22 protein-coding genes and 1 tRNA gene are annotated in these 24,188 nt (G+C 68.5%); 4 read left to right on the forward strand and 19 right to left on the reverse strand.

Annotated elements, in window-relative coordinates:
• Window positions 1-261: 261 nt before the first annotated feature.
• From AC0Z36_RS05500 to AC0Z36_RS05515, 4 genes are all read right to left on the reverse strand, one after another.
• Window positions 262-1,074, reverse strand: a complete 813-nt coding sequence (locus AC0Z36_RS05500) for an MvdC/MvdD family ATP grasp protein (protein ID WP_485461539.1) — start codon at window positions 1,072-1,074, stop codon at window positions 262-264.
• A 21-nt stretch (window positions 1,075-1,095) separates the two neighbouring features.
• Complete coding sequence (gene tgmA / locus AC0Z36_RS05505; RefSeq protein WP_485461540.1) at window positions 1,096-1,326, reverse strand: putative ATP-grasp-modified RiPP; 231 nt, start codon at window positions 1,324-1,326, stop codon at window positions 1,096-1,098.
• A gap of 88 nt (window positions 1,327-1,414) precedes the next feature.
• Entirely contained in the window at window positions 1,415-1,639 is a 225-nt protein-coding gene (locus AC0Z36_RS05510) for a hypothetical protein (protein WP_485461541.1), read from the reverse strand.
• Window positions 1,640-1,806: 167 nt separating this feature from the next.
• Window positions 1,807-2,235 (reverse strand): ATP-binding protein, encoded by a 429-nt coding sequence (locus tag AC0Z36_RS05515; RefSeq protein ID WP_485461542.1) that lies wholly within the window; start codon window positions 2,233-2,235, stop codon window positions 1,807-1,809.
• A gap of 157 nt (window positions 2,236-2,392) precedes the next feature.
• On the opposite strand from AC0Z36_RS05515, the gene AC0Z36_RS05520 reads away from it, so the two are divergent.
• Both AC0Z36_RS05520 and AC0Z36_RS05525 read left to right on the forward strand, forming a co-directional pair.
• Window positions 2,393-2,653 carry a helix-turn-helix transcriptional regulator gene (locus tag AC0Z36_RS05520; RefSeq protein WP_485461543.1) on the forward strand — a complete coding sequence of 87 codons (261 nt, stop codon included), beginning with the start codon at window positions 2,393-2,395 and terminating at the stop codon, window positions 2,651-2,653.
• Window positions 2,650-3,186 (forward strand): flavoprotein, encoded by a 537-nt coding sequence (locus tag AC0Z36_RS05525; RefSeq protein ID WP_485461544.1) that lies wholly within the window; start codon window positions 2,650-2,652, stop codon window positions 3,184-3,186. The genes AC0Z36_RS05520 and AC0Z36_RS05525 overlap by 4 nt, the downstream gene beginning before the upstream one ends.
• 484 nt (window positions 3,187-3,670) lie before the next feature.
• Here the strand turns inward: AC0Z36_RS05525 and AC0Z36_RS05530 are convergent.
• Window positions 3,671-3,752: transfer RNA gene (locus AC0Z36_RS05530), tRNA-Leu, on the reverse strand.
• A 61-nt stretch (window positions 3,753-3,813) separates the two neighbouring features.
• Window positions 3,814-5,091, reverse strand: a complete 1,278-nt coding sequence (locus tag AC0Z36_RS05535) for a class I SAM-dependent methyltransferase (RefSeq protein ID WP_485461545.1) — start codon at window positions 5,089-5,091, stop codon at window positions 3,814-3,816.
• A gap of 326 nt (window positions 5,092-5,417) precedes the next feature.
• Here AC0Z36_RS05535 and AC0Z36_RS05540 point away from each other — a divergent pair, with 326 nt between their 5' ends.
• Window positions 5,418-6,182 carry an ABC transporter ATP-binding protein gene (locus AC0Z36_RS05540; RefSeq protein WP_485461546.1) on the forward strand — a complete coding sequence of 255 codons (765 nt, stop codon included), beginning with the start codon at window positions 5,418-5,420 and terminating at the stop codon, window positions 6,180-6,182.
• 56 nt (window positions 6,183-6,238) lie between these two features.
• Entirely contained in the window at window positions 6,239-8,770 is a 2,532-nt protein-coding gene (locus AC0Z36_RS05545) for an ABC transporter permease (protein ID WP_485461547.1), read from the forward strand.
• Window positions 8,771-8,859: 89 nt separating this feature from the next.
• Here the strand turns inward: AC0Z36_RS05545 and AC0Z36_RS05550 are convergent, their stop codons facing one another.
• From AC0Z36_RS05550 to AC0Z36_RS05610, 13 genes are all read right to left on the reverse strand, one after another.
• The gene (locus AC0Z36_RS05550) at window positions 8,860-10,242 is read right to left on the reverse strand and encodes an NAD(P)/FAD-dependent oxidoreductase (protein WP_485461548.1); all 1,383 of its coding nucleotides are present in this window, start codon (window positions 10,240-10,242) and stop codon (window positions 8,860-8,862) included.
• Between the two features lie 494 nt (window positions 10,243-10,736).
• Entirely contained in the window at window positions 10,737-11,675 is a 939-nt protein-coding gene (locus AC0Z36_RS05555; RefSeq protein ID WP_485461549.1) for a Ppx/GppA phosphatase family protein, read from the reverse strand.
• Window positions 11,675-12,202 carry a DUF501 domain-containing protein gene (locus AC0Z36_RS05560; RefSeq protein WP_485461550.1) on the reverse strand — a complete coding sequence of 176 codons (528 nt, stop codon included), beginning with the start codon at window positions 12,200-12,202 and terminating at the stop codon, window positions 11,675-11,677. Before AC0Z36_RS05560 ends, AC0Z36_RS05555 begins: the two co-directional genes overlap by 1 nt.
• Window positions 12,203-12,231: 29 nt before the next feature.
• Window positions 12,232-12,699: an FtsB family cell division protein gene (locus AC0Z36_RS05565; protein WP_485461551.1), complete on the reverse strand. Its 468-nt coding sequence runs from the start codon at window positions 12,697-12,699 to the stop codon at window positions 12,232-12,234.
• 365 nt (window positions 12,700-13,064) lie between these two features.
• Window positions 13,065-14,345, reverse strand: coding sequence for a phosphopyruvate hydratase (gene eno / locus AC0Z36_RS05570; RefSeq protein WP_485461552.1), 1,281 nt, complete (start codon window positions 14,343-14,345; stop codon window positions 13,065-13,067).
• 116 nt (window positions 14,346-14,461) lie between these two features.
• On the reverse strand, window positions 14,462-14,905 hold the full coding sequence (locus tag AC0Z36_RS05575; RefSeq protein WP_485461553.1) for a pyridoxamine 5'-phosphate oxidase family protein: 444 nt from the start codon (window positions 14,903-14,905) through the stop codon (window positions 14,462-14,464).
• A gap of 78 nt (window positions 14,906-14,983) precedes the next feature.
• Window positions 14,984-16,498 (reverse strand): polysaccharide biosynthesis protein, encoded by a 1,515-nt coding sequence (locus AC0Z36_RS05580; RefSeq protein ID WP_485461554.1) that lies wholly within the window; start codon window positions 16,496-16,498, stop codon window positions 14,984-14,986.
• Between the two features lie 336 nt (window positions 16,499-16,834).
• On the reverse strand, window positions 16,835-18,484 hold the full coding sequence (locus AC0Z36_RS05585) for a WXG100 family type VII secretion target (RefSeq protein ID WP_485461555.1): 1,650 nt from the start codon (window positions 18,482-18,484) through the stop codon (window positions 16,835-16,837).
• 75 nt (window positions 18,485-18,559) lie between these two features.
• Entirely contained in the window at window positions 18,560-18,949 is a 390-nt protein-coding gene (locus AC0Z36_RS05590; protein WP_485461556.1) for a hypothetical protein, read from the reverse strand.
• 219 nt (window positions 18,950-19,168) lie between these two features.
• Window positions 19,169-20,911, reverse strand: a complete 1,743-nt coding sequence (locus AC0Z36_RS05595) for an ABC-F family ATP-binding cassette domain-containing protein (protein WP_485461602.1) — start codon at window positions 20,909-20,911, stop codon at window positions 19,169-19,171.
• Window positions 20,912-21,069: 158 nt separating this feature from the next.
• On the reverse strand, window positions 21,070-21,999 hold the full coding sequence (locus AC0Z36_RS05600) for a 4-(cytidine 5'-diphospho)-2-C-methyl-D-erythritol kinase (RefSeq protein ID WP_485461557.1): 930 nt from the start codon (window positions 21,997-21,999) through the stop codon (window positions 21,070-21,072).
• A 90-nt stretch (window positions 22,000-22,089) separates the two neighbouring features.
• Complete coding sequence (gene rsmA, locus AC0Z36_RS05605; protein ID WP_485461558.1) at window positions 22,090-22,977, reverse strand: 16S rRNA (adenine(1518)-N(6)/adenine(1519)-N(6))-dimethyltransferase RsmA; 888 nt, start codon at window positions 22,975-22,977, stop codon at window positions 22,090-22,092.
• Window positions 22,974-24,137 (reverse strand): resuscitation-promoting factor, encoded by a 1,164-nt coding sequence (locus tag AC0Z36_RS05610; protein ID WP_485461559.1) that lies wholly within the window; start codon window positions 24,135-24,137, stop codon window positions 22,974-22,976. The genes rsmA and AC0Z36_RS05610 overlap by 4 nt, the downstream gene beginning before the upstream one ends.
• Between the last annotated feature and the right edge of the window lie 51 nt (window positions 24,138-24,188).

A 24,188-nucleotide genomic window follows, 5' to 3' on the forward strand; every position in this document is an offset into this window, starting at 1 on the left:
CGTGCCCGGATCATGAGCTGCGTGCCCGGATCATGAGCTGCGTGCCCGGATCATGAGCTGCGTGCCCGGATCATGAGCTGCGTGGGGCCTTCCCCCATGAAGGTGGACACGCAATCGTTTCCTATGCGGCGAGGGTGAGCTTAGCCGCGTGATGCCGACGTTCGTATTCGTTGGGACTGAGGTGGCCGTTGGCGGAGTGCCATCGGTGGTCTTTCTCCCTTCCTCCGGATCAAGCAGATCCAGTATCAGCGTGTCCACCATTCAGGGGGTAGGCCCATAGGCGTGTACCCCTGTGGCGACGTCGGGCGGGGTCTCGATGAGGGTGTAGGACAAGGCGTCGTAGTCGCGTCGCCAGTCCAGGCCGGGGGCGCCGTCGATGCGGACCGCGAACAGGTCCCGGCCGACGGCGGTCAGGCGGATGTCGGCGGCCTTGTCCACGCGCTGCTGGAACAGGTGCGCGGTGTGCGTGACCCCACTGTCGATGGCGTCGGGGTCCACCTCGTCCAGCCAGACGGTGCGTGCGCGGTCGTCGTCGCCGAGGTAGTCGCTGTTCCAGAGCGGTTTGTAGATGACCGGGCCGCACGCGGCGGCGAACTGCCGGGCCGCGCCTGGATCGTTGGTGATCAGCGTCGTCGGCACGTCCAGGCCGCACCGCGCGGCGGTGGCGAGCTGGGCGGGCTTGTATTCGGCGTCGCGGTTACGCCAGGGGTGATTGACGTAGGCCGCGCCGGGCAGTGTGGCCAGGATGCCGCCGAGACCGTACCGGGCCTGGTCGGTGCACCAGCGCGCGTCCTGCCCGTCGAGGCTGTCGGCTGCGCCGTACGGACTGGGGCGCCGCCAGTACACCGACCGCACCCGGCTCAGGTCGAGACAGCGGGTTGCGGTTCGCACACTGCCGCTCAGACCGAGTCTGCCGAGGTGGGCGTTCAGGGTGACAGCGGCGGGAAAGTCGCCGGGATCGAGCCGGACCACGGGCACGTCGCGCCGACTCAGCTCCTCGATGACCAGATCAGCGGAGCTGTCATCGATGCGGGTGACCACGAGCACCGGTTTCCCGCTGGCAGTGCCGGGCATCAGTCGGTGTCGCCCTGCTGATCACTGCCCTGGTCGGACTTGCCGTCCAGAGTGGTCCTGTGTCTTTGTCTCCTTGGACGTCTCGGAGCGCTTGTGCTTGTCCAGTACCGGGAGTTCCTGGCCGTCTTCATCGAGCCACCGGCCCGTCTGTGTGTCCGGGTCCAGGACGACGGCGGTGTCCGGGAGCAGGGCATCAGGGGGGAAGGGCTTCATCCGACTGAGCCCCCACGGGGCCGGGATGGTCACGGGCATCAGTGCCTCCATCTCATGGTGCGCTGCTGGATCAGTGTGGTGCGGCTGGCTGAGTCTGGCCACGCCTCGCGCTGGGGCTGCGCGGGAGTCATACAGGCTCGACGCCGGAGCCGATCAGCATCTGCGAGATCCACCGGGGGTCCGGTTCGATGCCGTACTCGCGTAGCGCGGTCCAGTCCAGCTGTACGCCGTACTCCACCATGACCCGCAGGGGCCACGCGCGGAGCTCATCGGGGTTCCGGCAGCCCGCGCAGACGCCTACCCGTACATCGTTCCGGTAGCCGATGAGGAACCCGCCGGAGTTGGGAAGCATCCGGCGGCAGCACAGACAAGCGGTGCCGGAGCGCTGATCTTCGCTCAAGCCGCCAGCCCAACCGAAGGCGATCATCACTGTGTCCCCAGGTCGGCGGCCGACACGGGGGCGACCGACGCTGTTGCTGCTTGCACTTCCTGGCCTTTCCAGTTGGCTGGTATGGGGCGCTACAGGGGTAGGACGATGACGACCGTCTTCCCGGGGCCGTCGTCGTCCACGGGCACGAAGCTGGTGCCGCCGACTTCAGCAATCAACGTCCGAACCAGTGCCAGGCCCCGTCCGCCGAGGCCGTCCGCGTGGGGCGCCAGCAGCGCGCCCGGACGGCACGGATGGCGGTCGTGGACGGCGATGATCAGGTGCCCTCCGCCGATCGCCAGGCGGACGTCGAAGTCCGGGGAGGCCTCCGCTGCGTGGACCACCGAGTTGGTGACTAGCTCGTTGAGCAGCAGCAGGGCGACGTGCACCACAGGGTGGTCGCGGTCCAGGCCCCACCCGGCCAGCGCGTCCCGCGCCGCGTGGCGAACGAGCGGCACGGAGACGGGCATAGCGGGAAAGGTGCGCTGGTACTCACGGAGCGTCGTGTCGACGGTTGCCATGCCAGTCCTTTCCGTCGGCTGCGTTCGCAGCGGCGGAGCAGACGGGTTCGGGGATGTTCTTCACGGTCTCGCCCATGAATCGACCGTACGGGCGGTATACCGAAGAGAGAGCACGCACTATGCGTGCATCGTCGCTCACCTCACCCGGAGCCACCTCATGGACCATCAGATCGACCGCCGCATCGCCTTCTGGAGGGAGCGCCGCCGCATGGGACAGCGGGATTTCGGCGCGCTGATGGGCAAGAGCCGCAGGTGGGTCCAGGACCTGGAAGGCGGCCTACGACAGAGCGACCCCCGCCTGTCGGTCCTGGAGGACGCAGCCCGGGTTCTCCAGATCCCACTGGACCGCCTGCTGGGTGTCGGCAGTGCCGAAGGACGCTTGCGCGCGCTGGCCGGGCGCTGTGGACTACCCGGATGACCACCTCCCGCACCCTGTACCTGATCTCCTGCGCCGCCCCGCCCGCCCGCCGGATCGCCACCGGGATCCGCGCCGCTCAGGCTGTCGGCTGGGACGTCTGCGTCATCTTGACGCCCTCCGCACACCGCTGGTTGGAGGCCGACCTCGAAACACTGCGCGAACTCACCGGCCACCCCGTACGGCACACTTACAAGCTCCCCGATGAGGCCGACGTGCTGCCGAAGCCGGACGCCATCCTGGCTGCGCCCATTACATTCAACAGCGTCAACAAATGGGCGGCTGGCATCTCCGACACGCTCGCGCTCGGGCTGCTGACGGAGGCGGTCGGCCTCGGCCTGCCGGTCGTGGCCCTGCCGCACCTGAACGCTGCGCAGGCTCAGCACAGAGCTTTCGGCCGCAGTGTGGCATTCCTGCGCGAGGACGGGGTGCGTGTCTTGTTGGGTGACAGCGGTTTCGTGCCGCATGAGCCGAAGCAGGGGAACCTCGACGCGTATCCATGGCAGGTCGCTGTCGACCAACTGCCCAAGCGGTAAAGAAGATTGACGAGCCCGGCCCTAACCTGCTTTCTGTGAGCCGTTTGCAGTGCCCAGCCGTGGCGCAGCGCTGGCCCATGCCGGTCGTTGAGGCGCCGAGGCGTTGGTCCTGTATCCGGCACAGACGGGTATCGACCGGGCTCTCCTTTACCTGGGAGCAGCGATCCGCCTTGCACAGGAACACAGTTCCACCGAGGCACGTCCAACTCGCGGGAGCCACCTACCTGCAAGTACCACCAGCTCGCCACACGCTCATCCGCAAAGAGCGGGCTCGGCAAGCCCGTAACAGGACACCTCGGACGTAATTGCAGATTTGGGGCGATCAAAAATCCGGATCGCCCCAAATCTCGCGCGACAAGAAACCCGGCCCGCCTGCCTCGCCAACTGGGGCGAGATGAGTCACTGCGTTGACAATCTCGCCCCAGCGTCAACCCCGGGGATCTTCGAAACTACATATCAGCAGATCAAAGCAATGATCACCCCGTGCCCGGAGCGGGACTCGAACCCGCACGACCCATGGGTCAACGAGGTTTAAGCTCGCCGTGTCTGCGTTCCACCATCCGGGCGCGGTGCTGAGCGTAGCGGCTCCCGCAGACCCCGTCGGCATCGCTCCCGGCAACCGGACGGTCACCGAAGAGTACGAGCCAAGGTGAACTGCGCCACATCGAGGTATCCGGAGCGGAAGCCGGCCTCAGCATAGGCAAGGCAGAACTCCCACGTGCGGTGGAAACGGGTGTCGAACCCCAGCTCCGAGACACTTTCGATCTTGGCCAGGAATCGCTCCCGCCGCAGGCGCAGCGTCTCGGCGTAGTGCGGTCCGAAGTCGCGGCGCTGGACCACCCGCAACTCGGTGTACGTCCGCAGTGTCCGGTCGATCGCCTCGGGGGACGGGATCAGGTCACCGGGAAAGATGTACTGATGGATCCAGGTCCGGGTACGCCGGGTCGCCCGCATCCGCTCGTCGGCCATGGTGATCGCCTGGACCACCACTCGGCCCTCCGGCGCCAGGACACGGTCGATCGCCCGGAAATAGGCGGGCCAGCAGCTTTCACCGACCGCTCCGATCATCTCGACGCTGACGACCGCGTCGAACTCGCCTTCAACTTCGCGGTAGTCCTGCAGGAGAACTGCAACCAGGTCTGCAACCCCGCGCTCGGCGACCTTGCGCAGTGCGGCGTGCTGCTGTTCGACGGAGAGGGTCACCGTGGTGACGCTCGCCCCGCGCTCCGCGGCCCGGACTGCGAGTTCACCCCAGCCGGTGCCGATGTCCAGGACGCGGGTGCCTTCGCCGACTCCGGCGGAGTCCAGGACTGCGTCGATCTCCCGCAGTTGTCCAGCGGTCAGGTCGTCGCCGGACTCGAACAGCGCCGACGAGTAGGTCATCGTCTCGTCGAGGAAGAGTGCGAACAGGTCCTTGGACAGGTCGTAGTGGTGTCCGGCGTTGGCGCGGGCACCGGGCAGGCCGCCGTACTGGTGGCCGGGCAGGCCGGGCAACACCTGGCGGCGCAGCCATTGGAGGTGCTTGGGGACCAGCCGGTCGACGGCTCCAGCGAAGACGGTGAGCACCGAAGTGGGGTCGTGGGCGTCCCAGGCCCCGGTCGTCCAGGCTTCGCCGAATCCGATGAGGCCGTGGGCGCCGACGCGGGCGTAGAACTCGTCGGGGCGGGCGATCCGCATCACCGGGTCGCCGAACCCGCCGCCGCCGATGATCTTTCCCTCGGGCAGATGCACCCGAATGCGCAGGTCGGCGATGGCGCGGTTGAACAGCAGGCGTGCCGCACGGGCCTTGAGTGGGACCTTCGGGACGAGGCCGGGTCCATGGTTCTGGAGCCGGTCTGCGGGGTTTTCCCCGGCCGCCGCCCGGACGGGGCGGGGTTTTCCCGAGGCTGCGGGGGGCGTTACCACCGGAGGTTCGGCAGAACCTGGGTGACTCAGTGATCGGGACCCGGACAGTGTCGTGCTCACAGTGCCTCTCCTTCTCTTTGGCCGCTTGTTCCCCACCTGCCGCGACTGACCCACTCATGGGGCTTTTCATTACATATGGGCTAACCGGCGCAAAAGCGGTGTCATACCTACGAGGTACACGCCTGCGTCAGATCATCCGAAACAACGGCAAACCAACCACTTTCAAGGTTGATCAAATCGGGACAAGGCACATCTAATGTCGATCAGGTGCCGGACTACGACGGTGCAGCACCATCCCCGTTAAGCACCGAAGTGAGGCCACACCCGTGACCACCCCCTCCACCGTCCAGGGCGCCGGCCTCGCCGCAGTGGCCACCGATCTCTCCAAGGTCTACGGCTCAGGAGAGACGCAGGTGACGGCCCTCGACCGGGTCTCGGTCGGTTTCGGCCGCGGACAGTTCACCGCGATCATGGGCCCGTCCGGCTCCGGCAAGTCCACGCTCATGCACTGCGTGGCCGGGCTCGACTCGATCTCGGCGGGATCCGTCCGGATCGGGGACGTGGAGCTGTCCTCACTGAACGACAAGCAGCTCACCCACCTGCGGCGGGACAAGGTCGGCTTCATCTTCCAGGCGTTCAACCTGCTGCCGACGCTCACCGCCCTGGAGAACATCACGCTGCCGATGGACATCGCCGGGCGGAAGCCCGACCAGGCGTGGCTGGACAAGGTCATCGACACTGTCGGGCTGCGTGACCGTCTGGGCCATCGGCCGACCGAGTTGTCCGGCGGCCAGCAGCAGCGCGTCGCGGTGGCCCGCGCGCTGGCCTCCCGGCCCGAGATCATCTTCGCCGACGAGCCGACCGGAAACCTCGACTCGCACGCCGGCGCCGAGGTGCTGGGCATGCTGCGGGCCTCGGCCCGCGAGGCCGGCCAGACCATCGTCATGGTCACCCACGACCCGGTGGCCGCCTCGTACGCCGACCGGGCCCTGTTCCTCGCCGACGGCCGGATCGTCGACGAGATCGATCAGCCGACGGCCGACGGGGTCCTGGACCGGATGAAGCGGTTCGACAAGGCCCGGTCCAGCTGAGCCCTCCGGATCAGCTGGCCCCAGGCCCTCGACAACCTCTCCCTTAGGACCGGCCCGTGCTCCGTACTTCTCTGCGAAATGTCTTCGCGCACAAACTCAGGCTTCTGATGACCTGCCTGGCGATCGTCTTCGGCGTGGCTTTTGTCGCCGCCGTGATGGTCTTCAGCGACACCCTGAACAAGGGACTCACCGGCCAGGCCGGTGACGCGTACAAGGACCTTTCGGTCCGGATCACCACCACCAGCAGCGCCGACAAGAACGGCCAGGTCGGCGCGCTCAACGGCGGTCTTGTCGACAAGGTCCGCGCGCAACCCGGGGTGGCGTCGGTGCGCGGGAACGTCTCCGGCTTCACCGGTGTGGTGAACCACAAGAGCGACATCATCGGGAAGCGGACCAAGGCCACGGGCACCAACTTCGCCCCCGCGCCGGACGGCAGGGACCCGGTGTTCGCTTTCACCCAGGGCCGCGGCCCGGCCAAGGCCGGTGAGATCGCCCTGGACGCCGGGACTGTACGGAAGAACGGCTTCAAGGTCGGCGACCGGATCAAGGTGGTGACCGACGGCCCGGTGACCGAGCACACCCTGACCGGCGTCTTCACCACCGGCAACGGCATCCTCAAGGACAAGGGCACACTCACCCTCTTCGACACCGCGACCGCCCAGCAGACCTTCGCCCAGCCGGGCTCCTTCTCCTCGATCGACGCCGTGGCCAAGCCCGGCACCTCGCAGGGCCAGCTCAAGGAGGGGTTGTCCGGACTGCTGCCGAAGGACGCCAAGGCCGAGACGCAGAACTTCCTGATCAGCGATGAGAAGCGGATGGCCGAGGACGCCAGCTCGGCGATCCGCACCTCGCTGCTCGCCTTCGCTGCGATCTCCCTGTTCGTCGGCTGCTTCATCATCGCGAACACCTTCACGATGCTGGTCGCCCAGCGCACCCGGGAACTGGCCCTGCTCCGGGCCATCGGCGCCACCCGCCGCCAGGTGATCCGCTCGGTGCGGATCGAGGCCGCGGTGATCGGGCTGGTCGGCGGGGTCGTCGGCCTGGTCGCGGGCATCGGTCTGGCCGTGGGCCTCGGCGCGATCCTCAACGCCACGGACGCTGACCTGCCCGTCGGCTCCCCGGTGGTCTCCGTCAGGACCGTCGTCACGGCCCTGGTCATCGGCGTCGTGGTGACCGTACTCGCCGCCTGGCTGCCGGCCCGTAAGGCGGCCAAGGTCTCCCCCGTCGCGGCACTCCGGTCAGCCAACGAGCCGCCGAGCCAGGCGAGCCTGGTACGTCGCGGGATCGTCGGCACGGTGGTCCTGGCCATCGGTCTGGTCCTCGCGGTCATGATCGCGAAGGGCGGCGCGGACGCCCAGGGCAAGGCACTGCTGATCGTCGGCGCCGGGATCGTCGCGATGATCGGCATCATCATCCTCACCCCGCTGATCGGCATCCCCGCGGTCAAGGCCATCGGCGGACTCCTCAGCTCGGTGTTCAAGCTGGACGGCCGCCTTGCCAAGGAGAACGCGCTGCGCAACCCACGGCGCACGGCGGCCACCGCCTCGGCCCTGACCATCGGCCTGATCCTGGTCAGTGCGATGTCGGTGTTCGGCGCCTCGCTCAAGGGCCAGCTCGACGGGCTGGTGAGCGACACCTACCAGGCCGACTACACGGTCGGCTCAGTCAACGGCGGCCGGTTGTCCACGGCGATCGCCGAGCAGGTCGCCAAGACGCCCGGAGTGGCGGCGTACAGCCCGGTCCGCGAGGTCGACCTCACCGTCGACGGCAGGGACTTCAGCGCCACCGCGCTGGACGCCATGGGCGCGAGCAAGGTGTACAACCTGACCATGAAGTCCGGCAGTGCGGAGGGCCTGTCCACCGGTCTGCTCGCCTCCGAGAACACTGCCAAGGACCACAACTGGCAGGTCGGCAGCAAGGTCCAGGTCACCTTCCCGGACGGGGAGAGGGCCGAGCTCCCACTCAACGGGATCTACGAGTCGTCGGACCTGCTCTACAGCAGCTTCCTGGCCTCCACCCAGACGGTGGCCCCGCACATCGACCGGGTCACCGACAACGAAGTGCTGGTGAAGGCAGAACCGGGCAAGGCCGGGGAACTGCGCGGCGCGCTGAAGAAGTCGCTCGGCGACAACCCGGCGCTGACCATCAAATCGAAGGACGATATCCGCAAGGAGGCCGGCGGCATGATCGACATGATGCTGAACATGCTCTACGGCTTGCTCGGCATGGCGATCCTCATCGCCGTGCTCGGCATCGTGAACACCCTCGCGATGTCCGTTTTTGAGCGGACCCGGGAGATCGGCATGCTGCGCGCGATCGGCATGGAACGCCGCCGGGTGCGCCGGATGATCCGCCTGGAGGCGGTCATGATCTCGGTGTTCGGCGCGGTCCTGGGCATCGTGCTCGGCACGGTGGCCGGGGTGTTCGGTGTCAGCTCGTTCGACATCAGCGGCCTGAACGTGGTTGTACCAGTCGACCAGTTGGTGCTGTTCGTGGCGCTGGCTGCACTCGTCGGAGTGCTGGCGGCACTGTGGCCGGCCCGCAGCGCGGCGAAGGTGGACGTCCTGGAAGCCATCAAGGCTGAGTAATCCGCAGTTGAGTAATCCGTACAAGAACGAAGGTCCCCACCGCATCTGCGGTGGGGACCTTCGTTTATGAGCTCGTACGGATGACTGCTTTACGCGGCCTTGGCCTTCTCGGCCTTCTTCTCGCCGTCAGCCGAAGCCGGAGCCGGGATGGCCTTCGGCGGCGCGGCTGCGTCGGCGAACTCGCGGAACGGGTGCTCCATCGCGCCGAGCGACACGATCTCGCGGCGGAAGAACGCCGACAGCGTCCAGTCCGCGAAGACGCGGATCGTACGGTTGACGGTCGGGACCATCGCACCGTGGTAGAGGCGGTGGAACATCCAGGCCGGCCAGCCCTTGAGCTTGATCTTGCCGCCGAACACCGTGGCGACACCCTTGTGCAGGCCGAGACCGGCGACCGCGCCCAGGTTCGCGTGCTTGTACTCCTTGGCCGGGAAGCCGCGCATCACCGAGACGACGTTGTCGCCCAGGACAGCGGCCTGCCGCAGCGCGTGCTGCGCGTTCGGCGGGCACCAGGCGCTCTCGCCCACGGCCAGGTCAGGGACCTGGGCGTTGTCACCAGCGGAGAACACGTGATCCATGCCCTGCACCTGGAGCGTCGCCCGGGTGTCGACGTGGCCGCGCGGACCGAGCGGGAGGCCGAACTGCGCGAGCGCCGGGTTGGGCTTGACGCCCGCGGTCCACAGGATCGTGGAGGCGTCGAACTCGGTGCCGTCCGAAAGGACGCAGTGCTTGTCGACGCAGGACTTGAGCGAGGTCTCCAGGAAGAACTCGATGTCCCGCTTCTTCAGGCTGGCCAGCGTCCACTTGCCGAGTTCGGGGCCGACCTCGGGGAGGATGCGGCCGGCGGCCTCGACCATCACGAACCGCATGTCCTCGCGGGTGATGTTCTTGTAGTACTTCACCGCGAACCGGGCCATGTCCTCGATCTCGCCCAGCGCCTCGATGCCCGCGAAACCACCGCCGACGAAGCAGAACGTGAGCGCCTTGCGGCGGATCGCCTCGTCGGTGGTCGAGTCGGCGATGTCGAGCTGTGCGAGCACGTGGTTGCGCAGCGAGATCGCTTCTTCGATGTTCTTCAGGCCGATGCCGTTCTCGGCGAGGCCCGGGATCGGGAAGGTGCGGGATATCGAGCCCAGGGCGACGACGATGTAGTCGAAGCCGAGCTCATAGGACGCACCGGCGATCGGCTGGACCACGGCGGTCTTGGCCTCGTGGTCGATCGAGGTGACGCGGCCGTTGATGACGTCGGCCTGAGGGAGGACGCGGCGCAGCGGGACCACCACGTGGCGCGGCGAGATGTTGCCGGCCGCGGCTTCGGGGAGGAAGGGCTGGTACGTCATGTACGCGCGGGGGTCGACGACTGTTACGGCCGCCTCGGCGTAGCGCATCTTCTTGAGGATGCGCCGTGCCGCGTACAGACCGACGTAGCCGCCGCCGACGACGAGGATGCGAGGACGATCCGTGGAGCTCATGGATTGAAGTATCCCGGAGTGAAAACCGGTTACGCCGGGAGGCCGCTCACAGGGCAAGGGGGATCGCCTGATACAGTGCGCGCTTTTGTCTTCGCGAGTACTGACGCCTCTTGGCGGGCCGCCGGTCCGGGCTGGGTTCTCACAATGGCACAAGCTCTTGAGCGCGTGCCACCCCTGGCCTTTTGACCTGCAACGATATGGGCGGCTCGGAGGATCCCGGACCGGGTGTGATCTCTGCCTCTCCAGAAGATCAGGAGGGGGGATCGCGTAGAAGTGACACAAAGCTGTGAACAGTGCTTTACCCGAACAGCTCAGCCAGTGGACAGCGCGCGCCCGTAGGGCATGATTTTTTGCCCCATCCCATGTGAAGCAATTCACAAACATCGTTCAGACGAAGGGCCGACCCGTACGGACCGGCCCTTCGTTGATGTTTCGCACGCTGCTCGCGCGGCCTTCAGAAGACCGCGGAAGGCTGTGCCAAGGCCGTGAAAGGCCTAGTCCAGCACGCTCCAGGCGATGCCGTCGAGGATGTCATGCTCACTGACCACGACATCCCGGGCGCCGACCCGCTCCATGATGGTCAGCAGGACCAGCGCCCCGGCCCCGATGACGTCGACCCGGCCCGGGTGGATCACCGGCTGCGCGGCGCGCTCACTATGGGTGGAGGCGAGCAGTCGCTCAGTGACTGTACGGATCTGGTCGACCGTGGGCCGCGAGTGGTGGATCGCGACGGAGTCGTACTCGGCCAGACCGAGCGCGAGACCGGCGACGGTGGTGACCGACCCGGCCAGGCCGACGAGGGTCCGCATCCGGTCCAGCGGCACCGTCTCGGCGGCCTTGTCGATCGCGGCCTCGATGTCCGCGCGGGCCGCGGCCACCTGCCCGGCGGTCGGCGGATCGCTGTGGAAGTGCCGTTCGGTCAGCCGCACGCAGCCGATGTCCACCGACCGCGCCGCGTCGGGGTGGTCGGTCCCGAGGACGAACTCCGTCGAACCGCCACCGATGTCCAGGACGAGGTACGGAGTCTCGTAGCGCTTGGAGCCGAAGAGTTCGCGGGTCGCCCCGGCGAAGGAGAGCCCGGCCTCCTCGTCACCGGTGATGACCACGGGTTCGACGCCGAGGATGTCGAGCACGCCGGAGCGGAAGTCCTCGCGGTTCTCCGCGTCCCGGCTGGCGCTGGTGGCGACGAAGCGGAGTTTGTCCGTGCCCACACCGAGGTTGTGGATCTCTTCGGCGTACTCCCGGCAACGGACGAACGTGCGTTCCAGCGCTTCGGGTGCCAGGCGTCCGGTCTTGTCGACCCCCTGGCCCAAACGGACGATCTCCATCCGCCGGGTGAGGTCAGTGAGCGCACCGGTCTCCGGGTCGAGATCGGCCACCAGCAGGCGGATCGAGTTGGTCCCGCAGTCGATCGCGGCGACGCGTGTGGTCACTACTCCTCCTCGTTGTCGGCGACCTGGACGCACGGCCCCTTGGCCCACCACTGCGGCAGCATCGCGATGGCCTCGTCGCCCAGCGGGTTCACGCCGGGGCCCGCCGCGAGCGAGTGGGCGACCAGGACGTGCAGGCACTTGACACGGTCGGGCATGCCGCCGGCCGACGGGAAGCCCTCCAGGACACCGAGCAGGTCGCGGCGGGCGATGTAGTCCTCGTGCGCCGCGCGGTAATTCGCCGCCAGGTCTGCGTCGGTGGCCAGCCGCTCGGTCATCTCCTTCATCACCCCGTCCGCTTCCAGGGTGCCGATCGACGACGCGGCGCGCGGGCAGGTCAGGTAGTACGTCGTGGGGAACGGTGAGCCGTCCTCAAGCCGCGGGGCGGTCTGCACCACGTCCGGCAGCCCGCACGGGCAGCGGTGGGCGACACCGCACAGGCCGCGCGGCGTACGGCCGAGCTGTGCCTGGACCGCCTTGATGTCCGCCGGGGCGACGTCGTTCTGTACGGGCTGTGCCTGCTGGTCCATATGAGCAGTATTTCCGATGTTCGTAGGTTTCACCGAGGCGGGTTCTGCTGGCCTGACAGCACGGCCGGTGCCGGGACCGGCGGATCCGCCGTCGGCGCGGTCACCGCGGACGGTGACGTACGGTCCGTCTGCCGGACGGACTCCCACAGTCGGTCCGGCCAGGACTGCGGGCGGCCGTGCGCCGCGCCGGGCACGGCGGTGTTCACCGGTGGCGGCAGGACCACCTGGAACCCGGTGTCCCCCGGGCTCACGTAGTGCAGTTGCTCGCGGGCCTGCTGCCGGATGTACGCCGGGTCCTTCCAGCGTTCCAGCTCGTCGTGCAGCCGCTGGACCTCACGCTCCTGCACGGTGACCTGGCCTCGCAGTTCCGCGGTGTCCGAGCGTTGGTCGAGGTACTGCCGGCCGGGCACCGTCAGCGCTGTGGCCAGGGCGATCAGCGTCACCCCGAGCAGTGCGGCCCGGCCGGTGAGCCGTTGCGGCAGCCTCCGCAGACGCACCGCGGCGGAGGGCCGCCGGTCCCCTTTCCGGGGACCGGGGACCCCCCGCCGTGCCGCGTCACCCGGTCGTGCGGGACGTGTGGGGCGTGCCGCCGTACGTGCCGGGTTCCGCGCTGTGGTCACGACTCCTCCGGGGGTGTGCCGGTCGGGCGCACCGAGTCTGTTGCTTCAGCCTTTACCGAGCCGGCCTTTACCGAGCCGGCCTTTACCGAGCCGGCCTTTACCGAGCCGGCCTTTACCGAGCCGGCCTTTAAGCCAGCCTTTACCAAGCCAGCTCAGTTCCTGCTGTTTCAGTTCCTGCTGTTTGCGCTCCTGCTGTGTCAGTTCTTGTTGTGTCAGTTCTTGTTGTGTCAGTTCTTGCTGTGTCAGCCCTTGAACCTGGGGAACGCCGAACGCCCCGCGTACACCGCCGCGTCGTCGAGGACCTCCTCGATGCGCAGCAACTGGTTGTACTTGGCCACCCGGTCCGAGCGGGCCGGCGCGCCGGTCTTGATCTGGCCGCAGTTGGTGGCGACGGCCAGGTCGGCGATGGTGGTGTCCTCGGTCTCGCCGCTTCGGTGACTCATCATGCACCGGTATCCGTTGGTCTGGGCCAGCGACACGGCGTCGAGCGTCTCGGTCAGCGTGCCGATCTGGTTGACCTTGACCAGGAGGGCGTTGGCCGTCCCGGTCTCGATGCCGCGGGCCAGACGCTCCGGGTTGGTGACGAACAGGTCGTCGCCGACGATCTGGACCTTGGCGCCGAGGGTGCCGGTCATGGCCTTCCAGCCGTCCCAGTCCTCTTCGTCGAGCGGGTCTTCGATGGAGACCATCGGGTACGCGTCGACCAGCTCGGTGTAGTACTCGACCATCTCGGCGGCGGTCTTCGCCTTGCCTTCGAAGGTGTAGACGCCGTCCTGGTGGAACTCGCTGGCGGCCACGTCGAGGGCGAGCGCGATGTCGGTGCCCGGCTGGTAGCCGGCCTTCTTGATCGCTTCGATGATGAGGTCGAGCGCGGCGCGGTTGGATTCGAGGTTCGGCGCGAAACCGCCCTCGTCGCCCAGACCGGTGGACAGGCCACGCTCCTTGAGCACGCCCTTCAGCGCGTGGTAGACCTCGGCGCCCCAGCGGACGGCCTCGGAGAACGACTCGGCGCCGATCGGCGCGATCATGAACTCCTGGATGTCGACGTTGGAGTCGGCGTGCGACCCGCCGTTGAGGATGTTCATCATCGGAACCGGCAGCACGTGCGCGTTCGGGCCGCCGACGTAGCGGAACAACGCCAGGTCGGAGGCCTCGGCCGCGGCGTGGGCCACGGCGAGCGAGACGCCCAGCATGGCGTTGGCGCCCAGGTTGGACTTGTCCGGCGTGCCGTCCAGGTCCAGCATCGCCTGGTCGATCAGGCGCTGATCGTCGGCTTCGAAGCCGGACACCTCAGGGAAGATCTTTTCCACCACTGCGTCGACGGCCTTGAGGACACCCTTGCCGCCGTACCGGCTCGTGTCGCCGTCACGCAGCTCGATGGCCTCGAACGCGCCGGTGGACGCACCGGACGGTACGGCGGCCCGGCCCTGACTGCCATCGTCGAGGATCACCTCGACCTCGACCGTGGGGTTGCCGCGGGAGTCAAGGATCTCCCGGGCGTGGACGATGTCGATGGACGGCACAGACGTCTCCTTACAAGGTCCTGCAATTACAATTCTCGTCAAGCGTCGACCTTAGTGCCCGTATCCGCGGACGGCCCGACAGGGCCGCGCGGGCCGGGTCCAGGCCCGGCCGGGGCTCAGTACACCGGCGTGTAGTCCTCCGGGACGACGCCCAGGCCGAAGATCCGCCAGCGCACCGGGGTGACCACGCCCAGGCTGGTGCCCTCGCGGGACAGCTGCCTTTGCTGGAGTTTCAGCCCCTCGTCGCCGAGGATGTGCCGGATCGAGAACTCCCAGCGCTCCTGCGCCCAGGCGTCCTCGCGCAGTTCGACGTCGCCCCACACGATCACGTGCGCGATGTCGCCGTCCCTGGCCATCGACAGGCAGACCCTCGGATTGGCCTGCAGGTTGGTCTTCTTCGCCTGGCCGGTGAGGCTCAGGTACAGGTGGTCGTCGTCGTACGCGAGCATCACCGGCGTGACGTGCGGCTCCCCCGACGGAGTGACTGTTCCGGCGTGCACCCAGTGCTCGGGGTCTCCGAGCAGAGCGTCCAGCGCCTCCTTGAGTTCAAGATCGAGCATGCGTCCCCTCCCTGACACGACTGCGCCTACCGTACAAGCGTTCGTGATCTGGGACACACCAAGAACATCAGGTTCTGGTCAAAAACCGTCAGGGTACGGAGCGGCGGACGCCGAAGACGGTCCGGGTACGGACGCCTCATAGCCGGGCAGCAGACCCGTGAGCAGCTTCCGGACGCCGTCGTCGTCGTTGACCGCGGCGGCCTCGTACAGGGCCGCCAGACCGACCATCGCGTCGAGGTCGGAGCCCTGCGGCACGGTCGCCATGATCCTCGGGTGTTCGGTGGGCAGCCGCTCCTCGGCCTTGGAGAACAGCGCCTCGTTGAGCTTCTCGCCAGGCCGGAGGCCGGTGAAGCGGATCTCCACCCCGGGCTGCCGCATCTGCTCGGCGAACTTGCGCACCAGGTCGACGATCTTCACCGGATCACCCATGTCGAGCACGAAGATCTCCCCGCCCTGCGCCATCCGGCCAGCCTCCAGGACCAGCCCGACAGCCTCTTCGATGGTCATGAAGAAGCGGGTCACGTCCGGGTGCGTCACGGTGACCGGGCCGCCACTGCGCAGTTGCGACTCTAGGACCGACAGCAGCGACCCGCGGCTGCCCAGGACGTTCCCGAAGCGGACCCCGGAGAAGACTCCGGGGGACTGGGTGTTGGCCTGCACGATCAGCTCGGCGAGCCGTTTGGTGGCGCCGAGCACGGAGACCGGGTCGGCGGCCTTGTCGGTGGAGATCAGCACGAAGCGTTCGACACCGATGTCCAGGGAGGCGCGGACCAGGTTCTCCGTACCCAGGACGTTGGATTTCACCGCCTCGCACGGATGCCGCTCCAGGAGCGGCAGATGCTTGTGCGCGGCGGCGTGGAAGACCACTTCGGGCTTGATGTCGCGGAAGAGCTGTTCGATCCGCGGCCGGTCCCGGATGTCGGCGATGACAAGGCCGTCGTCGTCGAGCAGCGCCTCGCCGAGCAGGTCGAGCTGGAGGCGGTGCAGGTTGGACTCGTCATGGTCGAGCATGTAGAGCGCACTGGGTCCGAACCCTCTTACCTGGCGGCAGAGTTCGCTGCCGATGGAGCCGCCGGCCCCGGTGACCAGGACCCGCCGTCCGGCGATGACCTCGCGGACCGAAGCGGAGACGACATGGAGTTCCTGACGCCCGATCAGCCGGTTGACGTCGAGCGTACGCATGTCGCTGCCGACGACGTCCCGCTGCAGGGCCACCAGGAAGGACGGTAGATAGCGCACCGCCGCACCGACGGTCGCGGCCGAAGCGGCGAGCGTACGGAAATCCTCGACCGGCAGTCCCGGGATGGCCAGCGCCACCACTTCGGCGTTGAACTCCAGGGCCACTGAGGTCAGTTCGTCCAGGCGACCCAGAACCGGAAGCCGGTCGGGGTCCGGGTTTCCGTACGCCCCGACGTTGACGGCGGCCTTGGCCGGGTCGTCGTCGAGGAAGCCGATCGGCCAGAGGCCGAAGTCCGGCGTGTGCAATAGATCCCGGGCCAGCGCACTGCCCGCCGATCCGGCCCCGACCACCAGGGTGCGCAACCCCGAACTGGTGTTCTGCGCCGACTCCGTGCTCCTGCGGTTCCCGTGCATGATCCCCCCAAGCATCGGGCACGTCGCAGGGCCGGTCCGGAGCATCCCGGACGCCTCCAATGCCCCCTGACGACGTGCCGGCGATGACCGGACGCCCATCCCCCGGGCCCCCAGCCGTCCACGTTCCCCTACTCCCCCGGAGCCCTCTCCCGTCCCATGAGAGGACACCGGGATCAGCGTACGGTCACCGGTCGGCCGCCGTACGGGAATCACTGCGGTTGGTCGGCGCCCATGAGCACAAAGGCCCAAAACCTCCGCAGGGAGGTTCCGGGCCCCGGCTCAGTCCGGCGTTTCAGCGCCGGACGCACCAGATCCCCTGGCACGAAAACGCGTAACTCAGTCGATCACCGGCGAGTTGACGGGCTGACCGCGGCCGGCGCCCGCCGGACGACCGTCCCGTTCCTCGCCGATCGCGTTGGTCGTCACCGGCGCTCCCCCGGGCTCCCACGTCTCCGCGTCCTCACGGAGGTAGTCGGCACGCTGCCGCCGCTCCTCGTCGCGCTCCCGGCCGCCGGCCGCACCGCGCATCGCGCTGCCGCCGACGATGCCGCCGCGCTCACCGGAGACGGAGGCCCGGCGCGCGCCACCGGCGCCGCCGGACGTGCCGCCGCCACCGCCCGCGCCGCCCATGCCGCCGGGGCGCATCGCGCTGCCGCCCAGCACACCGCCACGTTCACCCGCGACGGAGGCCCGGCGGGGCCCGGCGGCTCCGCCGCCGGCACCACCGGCGCCCGTCGCGCCTCCCATGCCACCGGGACGCATCGCACTGCCGCCCAGCACACCGCCGTGCTCACCGGCCAGCGAGGCACCGCGTCGGGCACCCGCGCCGCCCCCGTTGGCTCCGCCCGCGCCCTGGGCGCCGCCCATACCGGGGCGTCCGCCCATACCCGGGCGTCCACCCGACATGCCGCTGGTGCCCGGGCCCGCGCCGCGGCCGGGAAGGTTCGATGTGCCACCGCGCAGCCCGCCGCTCTGGCCCGCCCTGCCGCCGCCCCTGGGGCTTCCGCCGCCGGCCAGGCCGGGACTCTTGCCGCCCTTGCCGCGGCCGCCTTTGGTGCCGCCGGGGGGAAGACCGCCAGGGAACCCGCCGGGGGCCACCGGCCCGGAGCCACCGGGCCCTGGCTGCATGCCGCCGCCGGAGGCCGGCGGCGGCAGCGTCGCCGTACCGCCACCGTTCGGGACACCGGTCAGGGGACCGTTGCCGGCCAGGCCGACGTCCACCGGGAAGTTCGAGACCGGGAGGACATTGCCCTGGACACCGAGGGCCACGACGTTGTTCTCGCTGGTGTGACCCGGGATGAAGGTGGGACCCGAGTAGTCGCCAATGCCTACGCCAGTCACCGAACGGACCTTGGCCCGGCCGGTGCTGGAACCGGTGCGGTTGTTGCCGCTGTAGCCGCGGGGGGGAACGTACGAGCCAGGCGGCGGAAGGTTCGGCAGTGGCGGGTAGACCGGCTCCGGCAGGTTGACCTGGGTGTCGGTGGAGACCTTGTAGTGGCTGCCGAGGCTCATCATCGTGGCGATGGCCTTCTGCCGGGCGTTCTCAAGAACGATCTTGGCATTGGCCACGAGTTTGGCCTTGTCGGTCTCGACCATGCACAACAGGGCTTGTTCGCCCTTGGTGTCGACGATGAGCTTTTCGTTCGCCGGGATCTGCTCGATGTTCGTCTGGGCGGCAACCAGCGCGATACTCGCATTCACCATCGCCGCGCCGGACGTGTCCGAGTAGTCGGCGACCTCCCGGGTGACCAAAGCGACTTTGAAGGCCCACTCGCGGAACTGCTCCGCGGCCTTGCCCTCCCATTGAATGTTCTGGGCGTACGTCTTGATATCCTCGGCGATCGTCGTCAGCGGCGTCTTGGCCGCCGTCAACGCCGTGCCGGTCCGGCTCAGCGCCGCCGCGTCCGCCTTCTTGACGAGCAGAAGCAACTGCTCGTGCGTGTACCCCTCGAAGCCGGCACTCCCGCCCCCACCTGCGTCCAACATCTGCGAATCCCTCGTCCCCGTGAGCAGTCCGTCAGTACATCGATCCGGTATGCCGAGTGTAGAAACCGCAGGGTGTCAGCCGCCGGCGTTCGGGCGGTCGTGGTAGTTGACCTCAGGCCCGGAGGTGACTTTGTTGTTGGTCTCCTGCAAGCCCTCGTAGAGCTTCTTGACGTTGCCCTCCTCGATGTCGTACTGCCCCTGGGCATACCGGGTCGAGTAGCGCATGGCCTCGATCTGCAGCTTCAACTGCGCGGAGAGCCGCTCCATCGACTGCAGGGTGCTGGTGTTCATCTTGGAGAGCAGCCACCCTTCGGGGAACTCACCTTCGGAGCCGTCTTTGATCTTGAGCTCGGTGGTGGGCTTACCCGGCGCCACCGAGGAGGCCTTCAGCTCCTCAAGCACACCGTCGATCCGCTTCTGGAAAGACTCCATCGAATCGAGCTCGACGGACATGTTGCCGCTCATCGGTTCCCCGTCCCCGTTGCCGCTGCCGCTGCCGCTGCCGCTGCCTACACATCAGACCGTTCGGTAGACGGGATTCTAGCGATCTCCCCCGACAGCGACCCCGTGTGCGAGTGCGCACGACCAGTCTTTATCCATCAGTTATACGTCTGATGCAGCCCTCATGCACGCAACGCCCGCCGGAACCGAACGGCGGGCGCGCACACGTGAGTTGAGTCACAGTCAGTTTTCGAGGGCTTCCGCCATCTCCAACCACTTGAGTTCCAGCTCGCTCTTTTCCTCGCGGACGGCCCGCAGTTCGGCGTCGAGATCGTTGAACTTGTCGAAGTCCGAGGCGTGGTCGGCCAGCCCGGCGTGCAGCGTCACCTCGCGCTGGTCCAGCTTCTTGATCTGCCGTTCGACCTTCTGGATCTCCTTGCGCGCGCCCCTGGTGTCCCCGGTCTTCTGCCGCGCCGACCCGGCCACAGTCGCCGTCGCCGTCGTGGTCGCCTCGTGCCGGCGGGCGAGGTACTCCTCGATGCCGTTGGGCAACATCCGCAGGGTGCGGTCGCCGAGCAGCGCCCACACCGTGTCCGTGGTGCGCTCGATGAAGTAGCGGTCGTGAGAGATCACGACGAGCGAACCGGGCCAGCCGTCGAGGAGGTCCTCAAGCTGGGTCAGCGTCTCGATGTCGAGGTCGTTGGTCGGTTCGTCCATGAACAGCACGTTCGGCTCGTCCATCAACAGCCGCAGCAGCTGGAGCCGACGGCGCTCGCCACCGGACAGGTCACCGACCGGCGTCCACTGCTTCTCACCGGTGAAGCCGAACTGCTCGCACAACTGCCCTGCGGTCAGTTCGCGTCCCTTCCCGAGGTCGACGCGGTCGCGGACCTTCTGCACGGCCTCCAGGACGCGCCAGTCCGGGTTCAGCTCGGTGACCTCCTGCGACAGGTAGGCCAGCCGTACGGTCTTGCCGACCTTGACCTTGCCCGCGGCCGGCTCCGCCTCGGTGGCGAAGGCGTTCGACATCGCCCGCATCAGCGAGGTCTTACCGGAACCGTTGACGCCGACCAGACCGACCCGGTCACCGGGGCCGAGCTGCCAGGTCAGATTCTCCAGCAAGGTCTTCGGACCGGCCTGGACGGTCACGTCCTCCAGGTCGAACACCGTCTTGCCGAGCCGCGCGTTGGCGAACTTCATCAGCTCGCTGCGGTCACGCACCGGCGGCTCGCTGGCAATCAGCTCATTGGCCGCGTCGATCCGGAACTTCGGCTTGGACGTCCGGGCAGGAGCGCCCCGGCGCAGCCACGCCAGCTCTTTGCGGGCCAGGTTCTGCCGCTTGGTCTCCTCAGTCGCCGAGATCCGGTCCCGCTCGACGCGGGCCAGGACGTACGCCGAGTAGCCACCCTCGTAGTCGTACACCTGTCCGGACTGGACGTCCCAGGTGCGGGTGCAGACCTCGTCCAGGAACCACCGGTCGTGGGTGACGACGACAAGCGAGGACCGGCGGGTCTTCAGGTGCTGGGCGAGCCAGGAGATGCCCTCGACGTCGAGGTGGTTGGTCGGCTCGTCCAGGATGATCAGGTCCTGCTCGGAGATGAGCAGCTTGGCCAGCGCGATACGGCGGCGCTCACCACCTGACAGCGGGCCGATGACCGTGTCGAGGCCCTGCGGGAAGCCGGGCATGTCCAGGCCGCCGAACAAGCCGTTGATGACGTCGCGGACCTTCGCGTCGCCCATCCACTCGTGGTCGGCCCGGTCGGCGATGATCTCGTGCCGGACGGTCGCGGCCGGGTCGAGGTCGTCCGTCTGGGACAGGAAGCCGATCTGCAGACCGCTGACGTGGGTGACCCGGCCGGAGTCCACCGGCTCCCGCTGCGCCATGACCTTGATCAGCGTGGTCTTGCCGTCGCCGTTGCGGCCGACGACGCCGATGCGCTCGCCCTCGCCGACGCCGAGGGACACGCCGTCGAGGAGCGTACGCATGACGTACGCCTTGCCGACGTTCTCCAGATTGACCAGGTTCGCCACAGTGGTTCTTTCTCGAATTCTTGGAAATTGGGATGAGGTGGTGGTGGACGCCCCGTTCAGCGGGCGCCCTTAAGGCGAACAACGTCAGCGGGCCGGTGCTTCCGCGGGCGCTGTCAGCGGACGCTGCTGCGCAGGACCCACTCGGCGGGCTTCACCCGGGCTCCGGGCACGGGGCCTTCGGCGACCCGGGCGGCCCGGCAGGTGCCGGAGGCCTCCAGGGCCGCGGCGACCCGCGCCGCGCCGGCTGCGTCCTCCGCGAGGAACGCGCAGGTGGGCCCGGAGCCGGAGACCAGGGCGCCGAGCGCGCCCGCGGCGGTGCCGACGGACAACGTGTCGGCCAGCGAGGGCCGCAGCGAGACTGCGGCCTCCTGGAGGTCGTTGCTCAGGTTCCGGCCCAGCGCGTGGGCGTCCCCGGCGCGCAGCGCGGCGATGAGGGGCTCGCTGGGAAGCGGATCGGGTACGGGACGACCCGTGCGCAGCCGGTCGCACTCGCGGTAGACGGCGGGGGTCGACAAACCTCCGTCGGCCAGCGCGAAGACCCAGTGGAAGCGGCCGACCGTCGGCACGGCGGCCAGTTGTTCGCCGCGTCCGGTGCCGATCGCGGTGCCGCCGAGGTCGCTGAACGGCACATCGCTGCCGAGGTCCGCGCCCAGGCGGCGGAGCAGTTCCCGCGGGGTCCCGGTGCCCCACAGGGCGTCGCAGGCCAGGAGCGTGGCCGCGGCGTCCGCGCTGCCGCCCGCCATGCCGCCGGCGACAGGGATGCCCTTGTCGATGTGCACGTGCACGTTCGGCGACCGGCCCAGCCGGTCAGCGAGCAGTTCGACAGCCTTGGCGGCCAGGTTGGAGCGGTCCGTGGGGACCGACTCCGCGCCCTCGCCTTCGACGGTGACCGTCAGCCGGTCGGCCGCCCGTACGGTCACCTCGTCGAACAGGGCGACGGCGTGGAACACCGACACCAGCTCGTGGTAGCCGTCCGGACGCACCGCGCCTACTGCTAGCTGCAGGTTGACCTTGGCGGGCACCACGACGGTAACGGCGGACACGCGTGCATGCTCCTCGGGGCTCGTCGGGGGTTGCCTCGATCGTACGGGTGACGGACGGCCGTCACCCGCGCAGGGCGGCGCCCGAAGGGGCTATCCCGCGACGGGCCCGGTCTGCCGACCGGACTCGATCTTGTTCTCGGCGATGCGGGCGAACTGGTCCACGGTGAGCATCTCGCCCCGGAGCTTCGGGTCGATGCCCGCGGCCGTCAAAGCGTCCTCGGCCGCCTGCGCGGAGCCCGCCCAGCCGGCCAGCGCCGCCCGCAGCGTCTTGCGGCGCTGCGCGAAGGCCGCGTCGACCACCGCGAAGACCTCCTTGCGGGTGGCGGTGGTCTCCGGCGGATCGCGCCGCACCAGTGAGACAAGCCCTGAGTCGACGTTCGGGGCCGGCCAGAAGACGTGCCGCCCGATCGCGCCGGCCCGCTTCACCTCGGTGTACCAGGCGGCCTTCACCGACGGCACGCCGTACACCTTGTTCCCCGGGGCGGCGGCGAGCCGGTCGGCGACCTCGGCCTGCACCATCACCAGGGTGCGCTCGATCGTCGGGAACGTCTCCAGCATGTGCAGGAGGACCGGGACCGAGATGTTGTACGGGAGGTTGGCCACCAGGGCGGTGGGAGCCGGTCCGGGCAGTTCGGTGACGGTCATCGCGTCGCCGGACACCAGCTCGAAGTTCGCCGCCTTGTCGGGCATCCGCGCGGCGATGGTGGTCGGCAGGTGTCCCGCGAGCACCGGGTCGATCTCCACCGCGGTGACGTGTGCGGCGACCTCCAGGAGCGCCAGGGTCAGCGAGCCGAGGCCCGGGCCGACCTCAAGCACGGTGTCGTCCGCGCGCACGTCGGCCGTACGGACGATCCTGCGGACGGTATTGGCGTCGATGACGAAGTTCTGCCCGCGCTGCTTGGTCGGGCGTACGCCGAGGACGGTGGCCAGTTCGCGGATCTCCGCGGGGCCGAGAAGCCCTCTGTCGTGCTCATTCACGAGTAAAGCCTACGGCCACAGTGCGGCCACGGACTCGACCCCCGCTGTACGAACATCAGTTTGGCCCGGTAGGTCTGTTCGGCAGCGGGGGCCTCGCTCGGCGCCCCGCTGCCGCCCATCGACCTCCACGTCCCCCGGTCGAACTGGTAGAGACCGTGGTAAGTCCCCGAAGGATCCACCGCGTCGGCCCGGCCGCCCGCCTCGCACTGTGCCAGCGCGCCCCAGTTGAGGTTGTCCGTGCCCGCGACGCTGGTGGGCAGGGCCTTGGTGCCGACCTTCACCACCTGCTTCACAGGTTCCTTGACCACCTGCTCCGACACCTTGCGCGGCTTCTGCTTTGCACCGTTGACCGTTTCGAACGCGAAGGTGGTCTTCCTGATCCCGGGCACGCCCTTGGTGACGACGGCCTCACTGCCCTTGTACTGGGTGGGGTCGTCCTGCTTCTCCGTCTCGAACGGAATCTTCTCGTCCTTGGTCACCGTGGAGCCCGAGATCCGCAGGATCTCGACGGTCTGGCCCTCGGTCGGGTACGCGTCCAGCGGCGCGCTGATGCGGTCCTGCGGGCCGAGCGCCAAGCCCGCCTGCCCGATGGCCTCCGCCACTGTGGCGGCGTTGGTGCGCAAGGGCACCTGTCGGCCGTCCACCAGGAAGGTGACGCCGCGTTCGGTGCGGATGTCCAGCACCAGCCCCTGCCGGCCGATCGGCAGGTCGCGGGAGACCGACAGGAACGCACCGTCGGCCCGGACCCCCAGCTGGTCCAGGGCCTCGGCCACCGAGGTGGCGGTCACCCACACCTGCTGCTGCCGCCCGTCCAGGGTCATGGTCAGCGGACGGCCGTAGCGGACCGCGACCTTGTCGCCGTCGTCCAGCTTCGTCTTGCGGCCCGGCGCGACCAGGTCGTGCTCGCCGGCGACAAGGTCCTGCTTGACCAGCAGCTCTGACACATCCGTCGCGAACGTGCGCACCACGCGCTGTTCGCCGTCGACGACCAGGGTCACCGTCTTGTCGTACGACACGAACGCGGTGGTGCCGCCGACCAGCACGGCCACCACCAGGGCCTGGGGCAGCACCGTGGCGAGGAAGGCCGGTTTCGGCGATACGGACCGGCCGCCCGCCCGGCGGGACTGCCGGGGGACGGGGCCTGCGGAACGACGACCCACCACTGCTCCTGGACGTTGAAAATCTCCGGTACGGCGACGTGGCGCGATCAG

The sequence above is a fragment of the Kitasatospora sp. UYEF31 genome (assembly GCF_057291755.1).

Coding starts and splice junctions, on each gene's coding strand:
- AC0Z36_RS05550 (WP_485461548.1), bottom strand. CDS start 10,242: ATGAGCTCCACGGATCGTCCTCGCATCCTCGTCGTCGGCGGCGGCTAC.
- AC0Z36_RS05500 (WP_485461539.1), bottom strand. CDS start 1,074: ATGCCCGGCACTGCCAGCGGGAAACCGGTGCTCGTGGTCACCCGCATC.
- tgmA (WP_485461540.1), bottom strand. CDS start 1,326: ATGCCCGTGACCATCCCGGCCCCGTGGGGGCTCAGTCGGATGAAGCCC.
- AC0Z36_RS05580 (WP_485461554.1), bottom strand. CDS start 16,498: ATGCACGGGAACCGCAGGAGCACGGAGTCGGCGCAGAACACCAGTTCG.
- AC0Z36_RS05590 (WP_485461556.1), bottom strand. CDS start 18,949: ATGAGCGGCAACATGTCCGTCGAGCTCGATTCGATGGAGTCTTTCCAG.
- AC0Z36_RS05525 (WP_485461544.1), top strand. CDS start 2,650: ATGACCACCTCCCGCACCCTGTACCTGATCTCCTGCGCCGCCCCGCCC.
- AC0Z36_RS05560 (WP_485461550.1), bottom strand. CDS start 12,202: ATGGACCAGCAGGCACAGCCCGTACAGAACGACGTCGCCCCGGCGGAC.
- AC0Z36_RS05520 (WP_485461543.1), top strand. CDS start 2,393: ATGGACCATCAGATCGACCGCCGCATCGCCTTCTGGAGGGAGCGCCGC.
- AC0Z36_RS05595 (WP_485461602.1), bottom strand. CDS start 20,911: ATGCGTACGCTCCTCGACGGCGTGTCCCTCGGCGTCGGCGAGGGCGAG.
- AC0Z36_RS05510 (WP_485461541.1), bottom strand. CDS start 1,639: ATGCTTCCCAACTCCGGCGGGTTCCTCATCGGCTACCGGAACGATGTA.
- AC0Z36_RS05585 (WP_485461555.1), bottom strand. CDS start 18,484: ATGTTGGACGCAGGTGGGGGCGGGAGTGCCGGCTTCGAGGGGTACACG.
- AC0Z36_RS05575 (WP_485461553.1), bottom strand. CDS start 14,905: ATGCTCGATCTTGAACTCAAGGAGGCGCTGGACGCTCTGCTCGGAGAC.
- AC0Z36_RS05515 (WP_485461542.1), bottom strand. CDS start 2,235: ATGGCAACCGTCGACACGACGCTCCGTGAGTACCAGCGCACCTTTCCC.